Below are 16,392 nucleotides of genomic sequence, written 5' to 3'. Positions count from 1 at the left end.
GCGCCCGCACGCAAAACGATCCACCGGCTCCTCATTGGCCCTTGCTGTGGCCTGGTCCCCTCGCGTTTCCTCGGTGTTCGCAGAAACCCTCTTTCACCGAGCGAGGTCACCCGTGTCCAGCACGCTTCCCCAGTCCGCCCAGACGCCCGAGACCGGCACCGCGCGCGTGAAGCGCGGCATGGCCGAGCAGCTCAAGGGCGGCGTGATCATGGACGTCGTCACGCCGGAACAGGCGAAGATCGCCGAGGACGCCGGCGCCGTGGCCGTCATGGCACTGGAGCGGGTCCCGGCCGACATCCGCAAGGACGGCGGCGTGGCCCGTATGTCCGACCCGGACATGATCGAGGGCATCATCGAGGCCGTCTCCATCCCGGTCATGGCCAAGTCCCGCATCGGCCACTTCGTCGAGGCGCAGGTGCTGCAGTCCCTCGGCGTCGACTACATCGACGAGTCCGAGGTGCTCACCCCGGCCGACGAGGTCAACCACTCCGACAAGTGGGCCTTCACCACGCCGTTCGTCTGCGGCGCCACCAACCTCGGCGAGGCCCTGCGCCGGATCGCCGAGGGCGCGGCCATGATCCGCTCCAAGGGCGAGGCCGGCACCGGCAACGTCGTCGAGGCCGTCCGCCACCTGCGCCAGATCAAGAACGAGATCGCCCGTCTGCGCGGCTACGACAACAACGAGCTGTACGCCGCCGCCAAGGAGCTGCGTGCCCCGTACGAGCTCGTCAAGGAGGTCTCGGAGCTGGGCAAGCTGCCGGTGGTCCTCTTCTCCGCCGGTGGTGTCGCCACCCCGGCCGACGCCGCGCTGATGCGCCAGCTCGGCGCCGAGGGCGTCTTCGTCGGCTCCGGCATCTTCAAGTCCGGCGACCCGGCCAAGCGTGCCGCCGCCATCGTGAAGGCGACCACCTTCTACGACGACCCCAAGATCATCGCGGACGCGTCCCGCAACCTCGGCGAGGCCATGGTCGGCATCAACTGCGACACCCTCCCCGAGGCCGAGCGCTACGCGAACCGGGGCTGGTGATGACCGCTCCCGTGGTCGGAGTGCTCGCGCTCCAGGGCGACGTACGGGAGCACCTCGTCGCCCTGGCCGCGGCCGGTGCCGTGGCCAGGCCGGTGCGGCGCCCCGAGGAACTCGCCGGGATCGACGGCCTCGTTCTGCCCGGCGGCGAGTCCACCACCATCTCCAAGCTGGCGGTCCTCTTCGGCGTGATGGACCCCCTCCGCGCGCGCGTGCGGGACGGCATGCCCGTCTACGGCACCTGCGCGGGCATGATCCTGCTCGCCGACAAGATCCTCGACCCGCGCTCGGGCCAGGAGACGATCGGCGGCATCGACATGATCGTGCGCCGCAACGCCTTCGGACGGCAGAACGAGTCCTTCGAAGCGGCGGTCGAGGTGGAGGGCATCGCGGGCGATCCTGTAGAGGGCGTCTTCATCCGCGCCCCCTGGGTGGAGTCCGTCGGCGCCGCGGCCGAGGTGCTCGCCGAGCACGACGGCCACATCGTCGCGGTCCGCCAGGGCAACGCGCTGGCCACGTCGTTCCACCCGGAACTGACCGGCGACCACCGCGTGCACGGCCTGTTCGTCGACATGGTGCGCGCGTACCGGACGACGGAGTCCTTGTAGGATCTGGAGGTCTCCCAGGCCCTTAAGATCTGGGGGAGTTCGTTCGGAGATGGGTTACGCGAAGGAGACAGGCAGATGTCCGGCCACTCTAAATGGGCCACGACGAAGCACAAGAAGGCCGTGATCGATGCCAAGCGCGGCAAGCTCTTCGCGAAGCTGATCAAGAACATCGAGGTCGCGGCCCGCACCGGTGGCGCCGACCCCGATGGCAACCCGACGCTGTACGACGCCATCCAGAAGGCGAAGAAGTCGTCGGTCCCGAACAAGAACATCGACTCCGCGGTGAAGCGCGGCGCCGGCCTGGAGGCCGGTGGCGCCGACTACGAGACGATCATGTACGAGGGCTACGGCCCGAACGGTGTCGCGGTGCTCATCGAGTGCCTCACCGACAACCGCAACCGCGCCGCCTCGGACGTCCGCGTCGCCATGACCCGCAACGGCGGCTCCATGGCCGACCCCGGCTCCGTGTCGTACCTCTTCAACCGCAAGGGCGTCGTGATCGTCCCCAAGGGCGAGCTGGCCGAGGACGATGTCCTGGGTGCCGTCCTGGACGCCGGCGCCGAGGAGGTCAACGACCTCGGCGAGAACTTCGAGGTCATCAGCGAGGCCACCGACCTGGTCGCGGTCCGCACGGCCCTCCAGGACGCCGGCATCGACTACGAGTCCGCCGACGCGAACTTCGTCCCGACCATGCAGGTCGAACTGGACGAGGAGGGCGCCAAGAAGATCTTCAAGCTGATCGACGCGCTCGAGGACAGCGACGACGTCCAGAACGTCTTCGCCAACTTCGATGTCAGCGACGAGATCATGGAGAAGGTCGACGCGTAACGCTGCCGCGAACTGAGCGGATTCGGCGGGCCGGTGGGACACGTCCCACCGGCCCTGTTCGGTGGTTTTTGGGGGGGGGGGGGGGCCCCCCCCCCCCCCCCCGCCGCTGTTGTCGGTGGTACCCGATAGCCTGCACAAACAGGCGATCTAAGGGAGGGCGCGTGCGCGTGCTGGGGGTGGACCCGGGGCTGACGCGATGCGGTGTCGGTGTGGTCGAAGGTGTCGCGGGCCGGCCCCTCACCATGCTCGGCGTCGGAGTCGTCCGTACGCCCGCGGACGCGGACCTGGGGCACCGTCTCGTCGCCATCGAGCAGGGCATCGAGCAGTGGCTGGACGAGCACCGGCCCGAATTCCTCGCCGTGGAGCGGGTGTTCAGCCAGCACAACGTGCGGACGGTGATGGGCACGGCCCAGGCCAGCGCCGTCGCCATGCTCTGTGCGGCCCGCCGCGGCATCCCCGTCGCCCTGCACACCCCCAGCGAGGTCAAGGCCGCCGTCACCGGCAGCGGCCGCGCGGACAAGGCGCAGGTCGGCGCGATGGTGACCCGCCTGCTGCGGCTCGACGCGCCACCCAAGCCCGCCGACGCCGCCGACGCCCTCGCGCTCGCCATCTGCCACATCTGGCGGGCCCCCGCCCAGAACCGCCTCCAGCAGGCTGTCGCCCTGCACGCGGCAAAGACAACCGCATCGAAAGGTCGCCCGGCATGATCGCCTTCGTCAGCGGCACGGTCGCCGCCCTCGCCCCCGACGCCGCGGTGGTCGAGGTCGGCGGTGTCGGCATGGCCGTCCAGTGCACGCCGAACACCCTGTCCACGCTCCGGCTCGGTCAGCCCGCCAAGCTGCACACTTCGCTCGTGGTCCGAGAGGACTCGCTGACCCTGTACGGGTTCGCGGACGACGACGAACGGCAGACCTTCGAACTGCTCCAGACCGCCAGCGGGGTCGGCCCCCGCCTGGCCCAGGCCATGCTCGCCGTCCACAGCCCGGACGCCCTGCGCCGAGCCGTCACGACAGCCGACGAGAAGGCGCTCACCGCCGTCCCCGGCATCGGCAAGAAGGGCGCACAGAAGCTGCTGCTGGAGCTGAAGGACCGGCTCGGCGAGCCGATCGGTGCCCCCGCGATGGGAACGGCGATCAGCAGCGGCTGGCGAGACCAACTGCACGCCGCGCTGATCGGACTGGGCTATGCGACCCGCGAGGCCGAGGAGGCCGTGGCCGCCGTGGCCCCGCAGGCCGAGGCGGCAGACGGCACCCCGCCCGTGGGCCAGCTGCTGAAGGCCGCTCTCCAGACCCTCAACCGCGCCCGCTGACCCCCCGACCCCGAGGCATACGCAATGAACTGGGACGACCCGACCGACACCCCCGCCGCCGAGCGGCTGGTGGGGTCGGTCGCCGACCGTGAGGACCAGGCCGTCGAGGCCGCCCTGCGCCCCAAGGACCTGGACGAGTTCATCGGCCAGGAGAAGGTCCGCGAGCAACTCGACCTCGTCCTTCGGGCCGCACGCGCACGGGGCGCCACCGCCGACCATGTGCTGCTCTCCGGCGCCCCCGGCCTCGGCAAGACCACCCTCTCGATGATCATCGCCGCCGAGATGGGCGCCCCGATCCGCATCACCAGCGGCCCCGCCATCCAGCACGCCGGCGACCTCGCCGCGATCCTGTCCTCGCTCCAGGAGGGCGAGGTCCTCTTCCTCGACGAGATCCACCGCATGTCCCGGCCCGCCGAGGAGATGCTCTACATGGCGATGGAGGACTACCGCGTCGACGTCATCGTCGGCAAGGGCCCGGGCGCCACCGCCATCCCGCTCGAACTTCCCCCCTTCACCCTGGTCGGCGCCACCACGCGCGCGGGCCTGCTGCCGCCCCCGCTGCGCGACCGCTTCGGCTTCACCGCGCACATGGAGTTCTACGAGCCCACCGAGCTGGAGCGCGTCATCCACCGCTCCGCGCACCTCCTCGACGTCGAGATCGGGGCCGACGGTGCCGCGGAGATCGCCGGCCGCTCCCGCGGCACACCCCGTATCGCCAACCGCCTGCTGCGCCGTGTCCGCGACTACGCGCAGGTCAAGGCCGACGGGATCATCACGCGCGACATCGCCTCCGCGGCACTGAAGGTCTACGAAGTCGACGCCCGCGGGCTCGACCGGCTCGACCGGGGCGTCCTCGAAGCCCTGCTCAAGCTCTTCGGCGGCGGCCCGGTCGGACTGTCGACGCTCGCCGTCGCGGTGGGAGAGGAGCGCGAGACCGTGGAAGAGGTCGCCGAGCCGTTCCTCGTACGGGAGGGGCTGCTGGCCCGCACCCCACGCGGCCGGGTGGCCACACCCGCCGCATGGGCACATCTCGGCCTCACCCCGCCCCGCTCGTCCGGTGCGGGAAACGGACAACAGGACCTGTTCGGGACGTGAGGGAGGCCCGACGGCGAGGGCATTGGCCGGACCAGGAACCCCGGTGCCATGCTGAGCGTTGTTCCTTGCGCGCGGACTCGCTTAGACTCCGCCGATGCCGCCTTTGTCGGCGGCACACATACCCCCAACCATCAGGCCGCTCACCATCGCGGTCGCGTGAAGGAAGTACCGACCCGTGAGTCTCGTGACCCTCCTCCCGTTCATCGTGCTCATCGGGGCCATGTTCCTGATGACCCGCTCGGCCAAGAAGAAGCAGCAGCAGGCCGCGAACATGCGGAACGAAATGCAGCCCGGCAGCGGCGTCCGCACGATCGGGGGCATGTACGCCACGGTCAAAGAGGTCAACGAGGACACGGTCCTCCTCGACGCAGGCCCGGGTGTCGACCTCCTCTTCGCCAAGAACGCGATCGGTGCCGTCCTGACCGACGACGAGTACAACCGCATCGTCCACGGCGTCGAGCACGACCTGAAGAGCGACGTCGTCCCGGACGACGCCTCCTCCCTCACCGAGCCGGAGTCCGGTGCGACCGCCGCCGACTCCGACGACACGCCGGTCGACCTGGGCAAGAAGGACGCGGACGAGGAGCCGGCCGACGAGACCGCGGCCGCCGAGGCGAAGGCTGACGACGAGCCGAAGAAGACCGACGGCGACTCCGACGCGAAGTAGTCATGCACCCGGGTGCGCGGGCCGCTCCCGCGCGCCCCGGAACATGCGAAGCTCGACGGGGATCCCGACACCATGTCATGGCCGCCCGCCCGCCGCACGGGCGCGAGGCGGCCCGAGAGGGAGTACGAGAAGGTGGCAGCACCTAAGAAGGGCCGGAGCGCGAGCGCCCAGAGCAAGCCAGGGCGCTCGCTGGTCCTGATCCTGATCGCCATCGTGGCGCTCACCGGGGGAATGTTCGCCTCCGGACACACCACTCCGCGTCTCGGCATCGACCTGGCCGGCGGTACGAGCATCACGCTCCGCGCGGAGCCCGAGGACGGCGACCAGTCCGCGATCAACAAGAAGAACATGGACACCGCGGTCGACATCATGAACCGCCGTGTCAACGGTCTCGGTGTCTCCGAGGCGGAGGTCCAGACCCAGGGCGATCGCAACATCATCGTCAACATCCCCAAGGGCACGAACTCCGAGGAGGCCCGGAAGCAGGTCGGCACCACCGCCAAGCTCTACTTCCGCCCCGTCCTCACCACCGAGGTCGCCGGCGCCGGAGCCGGGGCCACCCCGTCGCCCAGCGCCTCCAGCAGCGCCTCGGGCGACGCCGACAAGGACAAGGCGACCTCGTCCTCGTCCCCGTCCGCCACCCCCTCGGCGACCTCCACCACGCAGGGACGCGCGGTCACCGACGCGCTCAAGGCCGACCCCACCCCGAGCGACTCCGCGTCGCCGTCCGCCAGCGCCTCCCCCTCCCCGAGCGGCAGCGCCCCGGCCGACGACACCAGCAAGCTCCAGGCGCAGTACGCCGCGCTCGACTGCACCAAGAAGGCAGTCCGCGCCACGGCTGGCGAGGGCGCCAAGCCCACCGCGCCGACGGTCGCCTGCGGCCAGAACGCGCAGGGCCAGTGGCAGAAGTACATCCTCGGCCCCGCCGAGGTCGACGGCACCGACGTCGACAAGGCCCAGGCCGTCTTCAACACCCAGACCGGCGCCGGCTGGACCGTCACGATGGACTTCACGTCCGCCGGCACCAAGAAGTTCGCCGCGATCACCGGCAAGCTGGCCCAGAACCAGTCCCCGCAGAACCAGTTCGCGATCGTCCTGGACGGCGAGGTCGTCTCCGACCCGTACGTCCGCCAGGCGCTGACCGGCGGCAACGCCGAGATCTCCGGCAACTTCAACCAGGAGTCGGCCCAGAGCCTCTCCAACATGCTGTCGTACGGCGCCCTGCCGCTGACCTTCAAGGAGGACAGCGTCACCACGGTGACCGCGGCCCTCGGTGGTGAGCAGCTGCAGGCCGGCCTGATCGCGGGCGCGATCGGCCTCGCCCTGGTCATCATCTACCTGCTGGCCTTCTACCGCGGCCTGTCGGTCATCGCCATCCCGTCGCTGCTGGTCTCCGCGATGCTCACCTACGTGATCATGTCGCTGCTCGGCCCGACCATCGGCTTCGCGCTGAACCTGCCGGCCGTGTGCGGTGCCATCGTCGCGATCGGCATCACAGCGGACTCGTTCATCGTCTTCTTCGAACGGGTCCGGGACGAGATCCGCGAGGGCCGCACGCTGCGCCCCGCCGTGGAACGGGGCTGGCCGCGCGCCCGGCGCACCATCCTGGTCTCCGACTTCGTGTCGTTCCTCGCCGCCGCGGTGCTGTTCATCGTCACCGTCGGCAAGGTCCAGGGCTTCGCGTTCACCCTCGGTCTGACGACCGTGCTCGACGTGGTCGTCGTCTTCTTCTTCACCAAGCCGCTGATGACGATCCTCGCCCGCAAGAAGTTCTTCGCGAACGGCCACAAGTGGTCCGGCCTCGACCCGAAGGGCCTGGGCGCCAAACCGCCGCTGCGCCGTACCCGCCGTCCCGCCCGCCCCACCGCCGGCCCTGTCGACCCGAAGGAGGCGTGAGATGTCGAAGCTCGGCAACCTCGGCGCCCGACTGCACCGTGGCGAGGTCGGCTACGACTTCGTCCGCAACCGCAAGATCTGGTACGGCGTCTCGATCCTGATCACCATCACGGCCATTGTCGGCCTGACGGTGCGCGGCCTGAACATGGGCATCGAGTTCCAGGGCGGCGCGGTCTTCACCACCCCGAAGACCAGCGTCTCGGTCTCCCAGGCCGAGGAGTACGCGGAAACCGCGTCCGGCCACGACGCGATCGTCCAGGAGCTCGGCAAGGGCGGCCTGCGCATCCAGATCGCCGGTATCGACACCGCCAAGGCCGACCAGATCAAGACCGATCTCTCCAAGGACCTGAGCGTCGACTCGGAGAAGATCAACGCCGAGCTCGTCGGCCCCAGTTGGGGTGAGCAGATCGCCAACAAGGCCTGGCAGGGTCTGGCGATCTTCATGGTGCTCGTCGTGATCTACCTGGCGATCGCGTTCGAATGGCGCATGGCCGCGGCCGCGCTGGTCGCCCTGATCCATGACATCACCATCACGGTCGGCATCTACGCCCTCGTCGGCTTCGAGGTGACACCGGGCACGGTGATCGGTCTGCTGACCATCCTCGGTTACTCGCTCTATGACACGGTCGTCGTCTTCGACAGTCTCAAGGAGCAGGCGAAGGACATCACCAAGCAGACCCGCCTGACGTACAGCGACGTCGCCAACAACTCGATCAACAGCACCCTGATGCGTTCCATCAACACCACGGTGGTCGCGCTGCTCCCGGTCGCCGGACTGCTGTTCATCGGTGGCGGTTTCCTCGGCGCGGGCATGCTCAACGACATCTCGCTGTCGCTGTTCGTCGGCCTCGCGGCCGGTGCGTACTCCTCGATCTTCATCGCCACCCCGCTCGTCGCCGACCTCAAGGAGCGCGAGCCGCAGATGAAGGCCCTGCGCAAGCGGGTCCTCGCCAAGCGGGCGCAGGCAGGCGCACAGGGCGAGGCCGAGGAGGACCAGGCCGTCGAGGAGCCGTTCGGAGCCGAGCCCGGGGAGGCCGCTCCTGCGATCGTCGGCCCGCAGGGTCAGGCGGTCCGCAGCCAGCCTGCCTCCCGCGGCCGCGGCAGGGGCCGACCGTCGGGGAAGCGCCGATGACCGAGCTCACCGACATCAGCGCGCTGCTGCTCAGCCGCATCCGCGATGTGGCGGACTACCCGGAGCCGGGCGTGATGTTCAAGGACATCACCCCGCTCCTGGCGGACCCGGCGGCGTTCACCGCCCTCACCGACGCCCTCGCGCAGGTCGCCGAGCGGACGAACGCGACGAAGGTCGTCGGCCTGGAGGCCCGCGGCTTCATCCTCGGTGCCCCGGTAGCCGTCCGCGCCGGCCTCGGCTTCATCCCCGTGCGCAAGGCGGGCAAGCTCCCCGGAGCCACCCTCAGCCAGGCGTACGACCTGGAGTACGGCTCCGCCGAGATCGAGGTGCACGCCGAGGACCTCACCGGCGCCGACCGCGTCCTGGTCGTCGACGACGTCCTCGCCACCGGCGGCACCGCCGAGGCCTCCCTGAAGCTGATCCGCCGCGCGGGCGCCGAGGTCGCGGGCGTCGCGGTCCTCATGGAACTCGGCTTCCTGGGCGGCCGCACCCGCCTGGAACCGACGCTCGACGGCGCGCCGCTGGAGGCGCTGCTCAAGGTCTGAGCCACAGCGAGCACCACACAAACGGCCGTCCCGGTACACACCGGGGCGGCCGTTGCGCGCCCCGTAGGGGCGCGGGGAACTGCGCGACCAGCCCCCACGGCGCCGCACCCGGCCACGCACCTGAGCGCCTCCCCACAGATCCCGACCACACCCACCGGACACCCCAAAAACGCCCTCACGTCACCTCCCGGAATGCCGGCGGCGACGGTCCTCACATCGGCCGAAAGGCGATCCCGCCGCTGAGGATCGCTACCATGGGATCTCCGGAGCCTGACCGGGGGACCCGGATCGCGCACGAGGAGCCCTCTTGCCAGACGAGGCCCAGCCACTCACCGCCGCCAAGCCCGAGCCCGCCTCGGCGCCCGCGGCGAAGCCGCCCGCGCCGACCGAGTCGAACGCGAAGAACGACACCCGCGGGCCGGTCGAGCATGCCCAGTCCGCGCCCGTCGACAAGTCGGCCGAGCAGTCGCGCCCCAAGCCGCCCCCGCCCGAGAGCCCGGCCACCCCCGCGGTCCGCCCGAACACCGGCCAGCCCGCCCGCTCCGGCTCCTCCAACCGCGTCCGCGCCCGCCTCGCCCGCCTCGGCGTCCAGCGCTCCAACCCGTACAACCCGGTCCTGGAACCGCTGCTGCGCATAGTCCGCAGCAACGACCCGAAGATCGAGACGGCCACGCTCCGCCAGATCGAGAAGGCCTACCAGGTCGCCGAGCGCTGGCACCGCGGCCAGAAGCGCAAGAGCGGCGACCCGTACATCACCCACCCCCTCGCCGTCACCACGATCCTCGCCGAGCTGGGCATGGATCCGGCCACGCTGATGGCGGGCCTGCTGCACGACACCGTCGAGGACACCGAGTACGGCCTCGACCAGCTCCGCCGCGACTTCGGCGACTCCGTCGCCCTGCTCGTCGACGGCGTCACCAAGCTGGACAAGGTCAAGTTCGGCGAGGCCGCGCAGGCCGAGACCGTGCGCAAGATGGTCGTAGCCATGGCCAAGGACCCCCGCGTCCTGGTCATCAAGCTCGCCGACCGCCTGCACAACATGCGCACCATGCGCTACCTCAAGCGCGAGAAGCAGGAGAAGAAGGCGCGCGAGACCCTCGAGATCTATGCGCCGCTCGCTCACCGCCTCGGCATGAACACCATCAAGTGGGAACTGGAGGACCTCGCCTTCGCGATCCTCTACCCCAAGATGTACGACGAGATCGTACGGCTGGTGGCCGAGCGGGCACCGAAGCGTGACGAGTATCTGGCCATAGTGACCGACGAGGTCCAGCAGGACCTGCGCGCGGCCCGCATCAAGGCGACCGTCACCGGACGCCCGAAGCACTACTACAGCGTCTACCAGAAGATGATCGTCCGCGGCCGTGACTTCGCGGAGATCTACGACCTGGTGGGCATCCGCGTCCTCGTGGACACCGTCCGCGACTGCTACGCCGCCCTCGGCACCGTGCACGCGCGATGGAACCCGGTCCCCGGCCGGTTCAAGGACTACATCGCGATGCCCAAGTTCAACATGTACCAGTCGCTGCACACGACGGTGATCGGCCCCAACGGCAAGCCGGTCGAACTCCAGATCCGTACGTTCGACATGCACCGCCGCGCCGAGTACGGCATCGCCGCGCACTGGAAGTACAAGCAGGAGGCCGTCGCGGGCGCCTCCAAGATCCGTACCGATGTGCCCAAGTCGTCCGGCAAGGGCAAGGACGACCACCTCAACGACATGGCGTGGCTGCGCCAACTGCTCGACTGGCAGAAGGAGACCGAGGATCCGGGCGAGTTCCTGGAGTCGCTGCGCTTCGACCTGTCGCGCAACGAGGTCTTCGTCTTCACGCCGAAGGGCGACGTCATAGCGCTCCCGGCCGGTGCGACGCCGGTCGACTTCGCGTACGCGGTCCACACCGAAGTCGGCCACCGCACCATAGGAGCACGGGTCAACGGCCGTCTCGTACCGCTCGAATCCACCCTGGACAACGGCGACTTGGTGGAGGTCTTCACCTCCAAGGCGGCCGGCGCCGGACCGTCCCGCGACTGGCTCGGCTTCGTCAAGTCGCCGCGCGCCCGCAACAAGATCCGGGCCTGGTTCTCCAAGGAACGCCGGGACGAGGCCATCGAGCAGGGCAAGGACGCCATCGCACGCGCGATGCGCAAACAGAACCTGCCGATCCAGCGCATCCTCACGGGCGACTCCCTCGTCACCCTGGCGCACGAGATGCGCTACCCCGACATCTCCTCGCTGTACGCGGCCATCGGCGAGGGACATGTCGCCGCGCAGAACGTCGTACAGAAGCTCGTTCAGGCCCTCGGCGGGGAGGAGGCCGCCACCGAGGAGATGGACGAGGCGGTACCGTCTCCACGCGGGCGCGGCCGCAAGCGGCGCAGCAGCCAGGACCCCGGTGTGGTGGTCAAGGGCGTCGACGACGTCTGGGTCAAGCTCGCCCGCTGTTGTACGCCGGTCCCCGGTGACCCGATCATCGGCTTCGTCACCCGCGGTAGCGGAGTATCGGTTCACCGCAGCGACTGTGTGAACGTGGAGTCACTGTCCCGCGAGCCCGAGCGCATCCTCGACGTCGAGTGGGCGCCCACGCAGTCCTCGGTCTTCCTGGTCGCCATCCAGGTCGAGGCCCTCGACCGCTCCCGGCTGCTGTCGGACGTCACCCGCGTCCTGTCCGACCAGCACGTCAACATCCTCTCCGCGGCCGTCCAGACCTCCCGAGACCGCGTTGCCACCTCCCGCTTCACCTTCGAGATGGGCGACCCGAAGCATCTCGGCCACGTCCTGAAGGCGGTCAGGGGAGTGGAAGGCGTGTACGACGTGTACCGGGTGACGTCGGCGCGCAGCCGGGCGTAACCGCCGTACGAGCACGAAAAGGGGCTCCCCTCGGGGAGCCCCTTCGTCGTGTACCTGCGGCGTGTCAGCCGCCGAACTCCTGCAGGCCCTTCAGCGCCTGGTCCAGCAGGGCCTGGCGGCCCTCCAGCTCCCGCTCCAGCTTGTCGGCCTTGGCGTTGTTGCCCTGGGCGCGCGCCTGCTCGATCTGCTTCTGGAGCTTCTCCACGGCGGCCTGGAGCTGGCCGGTCAGACCCTCGGCACGCGCGCGTGCCTCCGGGTTGGACCGGCGCCACTCGGCCTCCTCGGCCTCCTGGATGGCCCGCTCCACCGCGTGCATCCGCCCCTCGACCTTCGGACGCGCGTCGCGCGGCACATGGCCGATGGCCTCCCAGCGCTCGTTGATCGAACGGAACGCGGCACGCGCGGCCTTGAGGTCCGTGACCGGGAGGATCTTCTCGGCCTCCTCGGCCAGCTCCTCCTTGAGCTTCAGGTTCTCCGACTGCTCCGCGTCCCGCTCGGCGAAGACCGAGCTGCGGGCGGCGAAGAACACGTCCTGCGCGCCGCGGAAGCGGTTCCACAGGTCGTCCTCGTGCTCGCGCTGGGCGCGGCCCGCGGCCTTCCACTCCGACATCAGCTCGCGGTAGCGCGCGGCCGTCGGACCCCAGTCCGTCGAGCCCGACAGCGCCTCGGCCTCGGCGACCAGCCGCTCCTTGGTCTTGCGGGCCTCCTCGCGCTGGGCGTCCAGCGACGCGAAGTGTGCCTTGCGGCGCTTGGAGAACGCCGACCGGGCGTGCGAGAAGCGGTGCCACAGCTCGTCGTCCGACTTGCGGTCCAGCCGTGGCAGGCCCTTCCAGGTGTCCACCAGCGCCCGGAGCCGCTCACCGGCCGCCCGCCACTGGTCGGACTGGGCCAGCTGCTCCGCCTCGGCGACCAGCGCCTCCTTGGCCTTGCGGGCCTCGTCGGACTGCTTCGCGCGCTGCTGCTTGCGCTCCTCACGCCGCGCCTCGACGGTCTCCACGAGCTTGTCCAGCCGCTTCCGCAGCGCGTCCAGATCACCGACGGCGTGGTGTGCGTCGACCTGCTCGCGGATGTGGTCGATGGCGACCTGGGCGTCCTTCGCGGAGAGGTCGGTGGTCTTCACTCGCTTCTCGAGGAGGCCGATCTCGACAACCAGGCCCTCGTACTTGCGCTCGAAGTAGGCCAACGCTTCCTCAGGGGAGCCGGCCTGCCAGGAACCGACGACCTGCTCGCCGTCGGCCGTACGCACGTACACGGTCCCCGTCTCGTCGACGCGGCCCCACGGGTCGCTGCTCACAGCGCCTCCTCCACATGATGCCTGCGTAGGGCTTCCGCACCCCCGGGCATCGTCCACAGTTTCGTCACGGCCAACATAGGCGACCGGCGGGTTGCCTGTCCGCATCCCGCGCGACCGAAATTTCGCAGTTGACAGTCAGGATTTCGTGACGGTTGCCTTGTTGATGACGACCGTCGCGTTGGGTGCGGTGTTCCCCGTCGCGGGGTCCGCGGCCTGCGCTCCAGCGTCCGCGATCTTCTTCAGGACCTTCATGCCCGCTTCGGACACCGTTCCGAACGGTGTGTAGTCGGCCGGCAGCTGACTGTCCTGGTAGACGAGGAAGAACTGGCTTCCTCCGGAGTTGCGCCCTTGCTTCGTCTGGGCGTTGTACTGGTTGGCCATCGCGACCGTGCCCGCCGGGTACACCCCGCCCTTGAGGCTCTTGTCCTTGAGGTTCTCGTCCGGGATCGTGTAGCCGGGCCCGCCCATGCCGGTGCCCTTCGGGTCGCCGCACTGCAGCACGAAGATGCCGCTGGGGACCAGCCGATGGCACTTGGTGTGGTCGAAGAACCCCTTGCCCGCGAGGAAGTTGAAGGAATTCACGGTGTGCGGCGCGACCGACGCCTTCAGGTCGATGTCTATGTCACCGCAGGTCGTGGCGAGCTTCATCGTGTACGTCGCCGACTCGTCGATGGTCATCGCCGGCTCCTTCTTCCAGGTCGCCGTCTTGGCCTTGCCCGCGGCCGGCTTCTCGCACGGGTCCTCGGCCTTGCTGGGCGCCGACGCGCTCGGCGTGACGTCCGCGCTCGCGTTGGCCTTGTCGTCTTCCTTGAGGGCCCCGGTCATGTACAGCGCCAGGCCGGCGATCAGGACGACGGCGAGCGCGGACGCGATCGCGGCGTTGCGCGTACGCGCTTTGCGCCGTGCCTCGGTGCGCCGCTGCTGCTGCCGCAAGAACTTCTCCCGCGCGAGCTGACGCTTCCGCTGTTCTTGGCTGACCACCGGGTTTCTCCTCATACGTCTCGTACGTCGACCGGTACGCGTGCGTCGTTCGAATCGACCACCCGCGTGTGCCCCGTACCGTATATGGGTTCGCTGAGGAATCGGCAGCGCCGGTAGGCTCTGGCCTCAGGCGCTGCGCATGCGCAAGCCCACCCGAATCGACACAACGAAGGACGATCGTGCTCATTGCCGGGTTCCCCGCCGGGGCCTGGGGGACGAACTGTTATCTCGTCGCCCCCGCCGCCGGTGAGGAGTGCGTGATCATCGACCCGGGCCACGAGGCGGCCCCAGGAGTCGAGGAAGCACTGAAGAAGCATCGGCTCAAGCCCGTGGCGGTCGTCCTCACCCACGGCCACCTCGACCATGTGGCCTCGGTCGTCCCGGTGTGCGGCGCGCACGACGTGCCGGCCTGGATCCACCCCGAGGACCGGTACATGATGAGCGACCCCGAGAAGGCGCTCGGACGCTCCATCGGGATGCCGCTGCTGGGCGAGCTGACCATCGGGGAGCCGGACGACGTCAAGGAGTTGACCGATGGCGCGCGACTGGAGCTGGCGGGTCTGGAGCTCTCCGTCGCCCACGCGCCGGGCCATACCAAGGGGTCGGTGACCTTCCGGATGCCCGAGACCGCCGACATCCCGTCGGTGTTCTTCGCCGGGGATCTGCTGTTCGCCGGCTCCATCGGACGCACCGACCTGCCCGGCGGTGACATGGCCGAGATGCTCGACTCGCTGGCCCGTGTGTGCCTGCCGCTCGACGACTCGACCGTGGTGCTGTCCGGCCACGGCCCCCAGACGACCATCGGCCAGGAGCGCGCCACCAACCCGTATCTGCGGCAGGTGGCCGCCGGCCAGGGAGCGGATCCGAACACCGCTCCCCGACGAGGAATGTGACGAGAGAGTTCCGTGAGCACCTTCAAGGCCCCCAAGGGCACGTACGACCTGATCCCGCCGGACAGCGCCACGTACCTGGCCGTCCGTGAGGCGATCGCGGCTCCGCTGCGCAACTCCGGCTACGGCTACATCGAGACGCCCGGCTTCGAGAACGTCGAGCTGTTCGCGCGCGGTGTCGGTGAGTCCACCGACATCGTGACCAAGGAGATGTACGCCTTCGAGACCAAGGGCGGCGACCGGCTCGCCCTGCGCCCCGAGGGCACGGCCTCCGTCCTGCGCGCGGCCCTCGAGGCCAACCTGCACAAGGCGGGCAACCTCCCGGTCAAGCTCTGGTACTCGGGCTCGTACTACCGCTACGAGCGCCCCCAGAAGGGCCGTTACCGCCACTTCTCCCAGGTCGGGGCCGAGGCGATCGGCGCGGAGGATCCGGCGCTGGACGCCGAGTTGATCATCCTGGCGGACCAGGCGTACCGCTCGCTGGGCCTGAGCAACTTCCGCATCCTGCTCAACAGCCTGGGCGACAAGGAGTGCCGTCCGGTCTACCGCGCGGCCCTCCAGGACTTCCTGCGCGGCCTGGACCTCGACGAGGACACGCTGCGCCGGTCGGAGATCAACCCGCTGCGCGTCCTCGACGACAAACGCGAGTCGGTCCAGAAGCAGCTGACGGGTGCGCCGCTGCTGCGCGACTACCTGTGTGACGCCTGCAAGGCGTACCACGAGGAGGTCCGTGAACTGATCACCGCGGCGGGCGTCGCCTTCGAGGACGACCCGAAGCTGGTGCGCGGCCTGGACTACTACACGCGGACCACCTTCGAGTTCGTCCACGACGGTCTGGGCTCCCAGTCCGCGGTGGGCGGCGGCGGCCGCTACGACGGACTCTCCGAGATGATCGGCGGTCCCGCGCTGCCGTCGGTGGGCTGGGCTCTGGGCGTCGACCGCACGGTCCTGGCCCTGGAGGCGGAGGGCGTCGAGCTCGAACTCCCGTCGGCCACCAGCGTGTTCGCGGTTCCGCTGGGCGACGAGGCCCGCCGCGTCCTGTTCGCCAAGGTCACCGACCTGCGCAAGGCGGGCATCGCCGCCGACTTCTCCTACGGCGCCAAGGGACTCAAGGGCGCCATGAAGAACGCCAACCGCAGCGGCGCCCGCTACACCGTCGTCGCCGGCGAACGCGACCTCGCCGAGGGCGTCGTCCAGCTCAAGGACATGGAGTCCGGCGAACAAACCCCGATCGGCGTGAACGAGATCGTGGCCGAGCTGGAGGCACGGCTGGGC

Annotated in this window: 15 protein-coding genes; 13 read left to right on the top strand and 2 right to left on the bottom strand. The window is 69.6% G+C overall.

Annotated elements, in window-relative coordinates; translation table 11 throughout:
* Positions 1–112 precede the first annotated feature (112 nt).
* The 11 genes from pdxS to AB0I98_RS45610 all read left to right on the top strand — a co-directional run bounded on the left by pdxS (position 113) and on the right by AB0I98_RS45610 (position 11,952).
* The gene (pdxS, locus tag AB0I98_RS45660; protein ID WP_362951992.1) at positions 113–1,027 is read left to right on the top strand and encodes a pyridoxal 5'-phosphate synthase lyase subunit PdxS; all 915 of its coding nucleotides are present in this window, start codon (positions 113–115) and stop codon (positions 1,025–1,027) included.
* Positions 1,027–1,632, top strand: coding sequence for a pyridoxal 5'-phosphate synthase glutaminase subunit PdxT (gene pdxT / locus AB0I98_RS45655; protein ID WP_362951991.1), 606 nt, complete (start codon positions 1,027–1,029; stop codon positions 1,630–1,632). The genes pdxS and pdxT overlap by 1 nt, the downstream gene beginning before the upstream one ends.
* Before the next feature lie 75 nt (positions 1,633–1,707).
* Positions 1,708–2,460 (top strand): YebC/PmpR family DNA-binding transcriptional regulator, encoded by a 753-nt coding sequence (locus tag AB0I98_RS45650; protein ID WP_362951990.1) that lies wholly within the window; start codon positions 1,708–1,710, stop codon positions 2,458–2,460.
* A gap of 161 nt (positions 2,461–2,621) precedes the next feature.
* Entirely contained in the window at positions 2,622–3,167 is a 546-nt protein-coding gene (gene ruvC, locus AB0I98_RS45645; RefSeq protein ID WP_362951989.1) for a crossover junction endodeoxyribonuclease RuvC, read from the top strand.
* Positions 3,164–3,769, top strand: coding sequence for a Holliday junction branch migration protein RuvA (ruvA, locus tag AB0I98_RS45640; RefSeq protein ID WP_362951988.1), 606 nt, complete (start codon positions 3,164–3,166; stop codon positions 3,767–3,769). Before ruvC ends, ruvA begins: the two co-directional genes overlap by 4 nt.
* A gap of 24 nt (positions 3,770–3,793) precedes the next feature.
* Complete coding sequence (gene ruvB / locus AB0I98_RS45635; protein WP_362951987.1) at positions 3,794–4,864, top strand: Holliday junction branch migration DNA helicase RuvB; 1,071 nt, start codon at positions 3,794–3,796, stop codon at positions 4,862–4,864.
* Positions 4,865–5,039: 175 nt separating this feature from the next.
* Positions 5,040–5,531 carry a preprotein translocase subunit YajC gene (yajC, locus tag AB0I98_RS45630; protein ID WP_362951986.1) on the top strand — a complete coding sequence of 164 codons (492 nt, stop codon included), beginning with the start codon at positions 5,040–5,042 and terminating at the stop codon, positions 5,529–5,531.
* Between the two features lie 132 nt (positions 5,532–5,663).
* Positions 5,664–7,427 carry a protein translocase subunit SecD gene (gene secD / locus AB0I98_RS45625; RefSeq protein WP_362952001.1) on the top strand — a complete coding sequence of 588 codons (1,764 nt, stop codon included), beginning with the start codon at positions 5,664–5,666 and terminating at the stop codon, positions 7,425–7,427.
* Position 7,428: 1 nt separating this feature from the next.
* Positions 7,429–8,559 (top strand): protein translocase subunit SecF, encoded by a 1,131-nt coding sequence (gene secF, locus AB0I98_RS45620; RefSeq protein ID WP_362951985.1) that lies wholly within the window; start codon positions 7,429–7,431, stop codon positions 8,557–8,559.
* On the top strand, positions 8,556–9,104 hold the full coding sequence (locus AB0I98_RS45615; RefSeq protein ID WP_362951984.1) for an adenine phosphoribosyltransferase: 549 nt from the start codon (positions 8,556–8,558) through the stop codon (positions 9,102–9,104). Before secF ends, AB0I98_RS45615 begins: the two co-directional genes overlap by 4 nt.
* Before the next feature lie 307 nt (positions 9,105–9,411).
* Positions 9,412–11,952: a bifunctional (p)ppGpp synthetase/guanosine-3',5'-bis(diphosphate) 3'-pyrophosphohydrolase gene (locus tag AB0I98_RS45610; protein WP_362951983.1), complete on the top strand. Its 2,541-nt coding sequence runs from the start codon at positions 9,412–9,414 to the stop codon at positions 11,950–11,952.
* Between the two features lie 64 nt (positions 11,953–12,016).
* Here AB0I98_RS45610 and AB0I98_RS45605 read toward each other — a convergent pair whose 3' ends face one another.
* Together AB0I98_RS45605 and AB0I98_RS45600 are read right to left on the bottom strand one after the other, a co-directional pair.
* The gene (locus tag AB0I98_RS45605) at positions 12,017–13,246 is read right to left on the bottom strand and encodes a DUF349 domain-containing protein (protein WP_362951982.1); all 1,230 of its coding nucleotides are present in this window, start codon (positions 13,244–13,246) and stop codon (positions 12,017–12,019) included.
* Positions 13,247–13,381: 135 nt separating this feature from the next.
* Positions 13,382–14,227 (bottom strand): peptidylprolyl isomerase, encoded by an 846-nt coding sequence (locus tag AB0I98_RS45600; RefSeq protein ID WP_362951981.1) that lies wholly within the window; start codon positions 14,225–14,227, stop codon positions 13,382–13,384.
* Positions 14,228–14,406: 179 nt separating this feature from the next.
* Here AB0I98_RS45600 and AB0I98_RS45595 point away from each other — a divergent pair, with 179 nt between their 5' ends.
* Together AB0I98_RS45595 and hisS are read left to right on the top strand one after the other, a co-directional pair.
* A complete protein-coding gene (locus AB0I98_RS45595; RefSeq protein ID WP_362951980.1) occupies positions 14,407–15,120 on the top strand; it encodes an MBL fold metallo-hydrolase in 714 nt (237 codons plus the stop codon).
* A 12-nt stretch (positions 15,121–15,132) separates the two neighbouring features.
* On the top strand, positions 15,133–16,392 hold a 1,260-nt coding region (gene hisS / locus AB0I98_RS45590; RefSeq protein ID WP_362951979.1), incomplete at its 3' end, for a histidine--tRNA ligase.

This window comes from Streptomyces sp. NPDC050211 (assembly GCF_040656035.1).
GTDB lineage: Bacteria > Actinomycetota > Actinomycetes > Streptomycetales > Streptomycetaceae > Streptomyces.
This window is presented reverse-complemented; position numbering and strand designations above follow the sequence as displayed.

Bases quoted from the DNA above. Each gene is read 5' to 3' on its own strand.
- pdxT (WP_362951991.1), top strand. From the start codon at position 1,027: ATGACCGCTCCCGTGGTCGGAGTGCTCGCGCTCCAGGGCGACGTACGG.
- AB0I98_RS45650 (WP_362951990.1), top strand. From the start codon at position 1,708: ATGTCCGGCCACTCTAAATGGGCCACGACGAAGCACAAGAAGGCCGTG.
- ruvA (WP_362951988.1), top strand. From the start codon at position 3,164: ATGATCGCCTTCGTCAGCGGCACGGTCGCCGCCCTCGCCCCCGACGCC.
- ruvB (WP_362951987.1), top strand. From the start codon at position 3,794: ATGAACTGGGACGACCCGACCGACACCCCCGCCGCCGAGCGGCTGGTG.
- secF (WP_362951985.1), top strand. From the start codon at position 7,429: ATGTCGAAGCTCGGCAACCTCGGCGCCCGACTGCACCGTGGCGAGGTC.
- AB0I98_RS45615 (WP_362951984.1), top strand. From the start codon at position 8,556: ATGACCGAGCTCACCGACATCAGCGCGCTGCTGCTCAGCCGCATCCGC.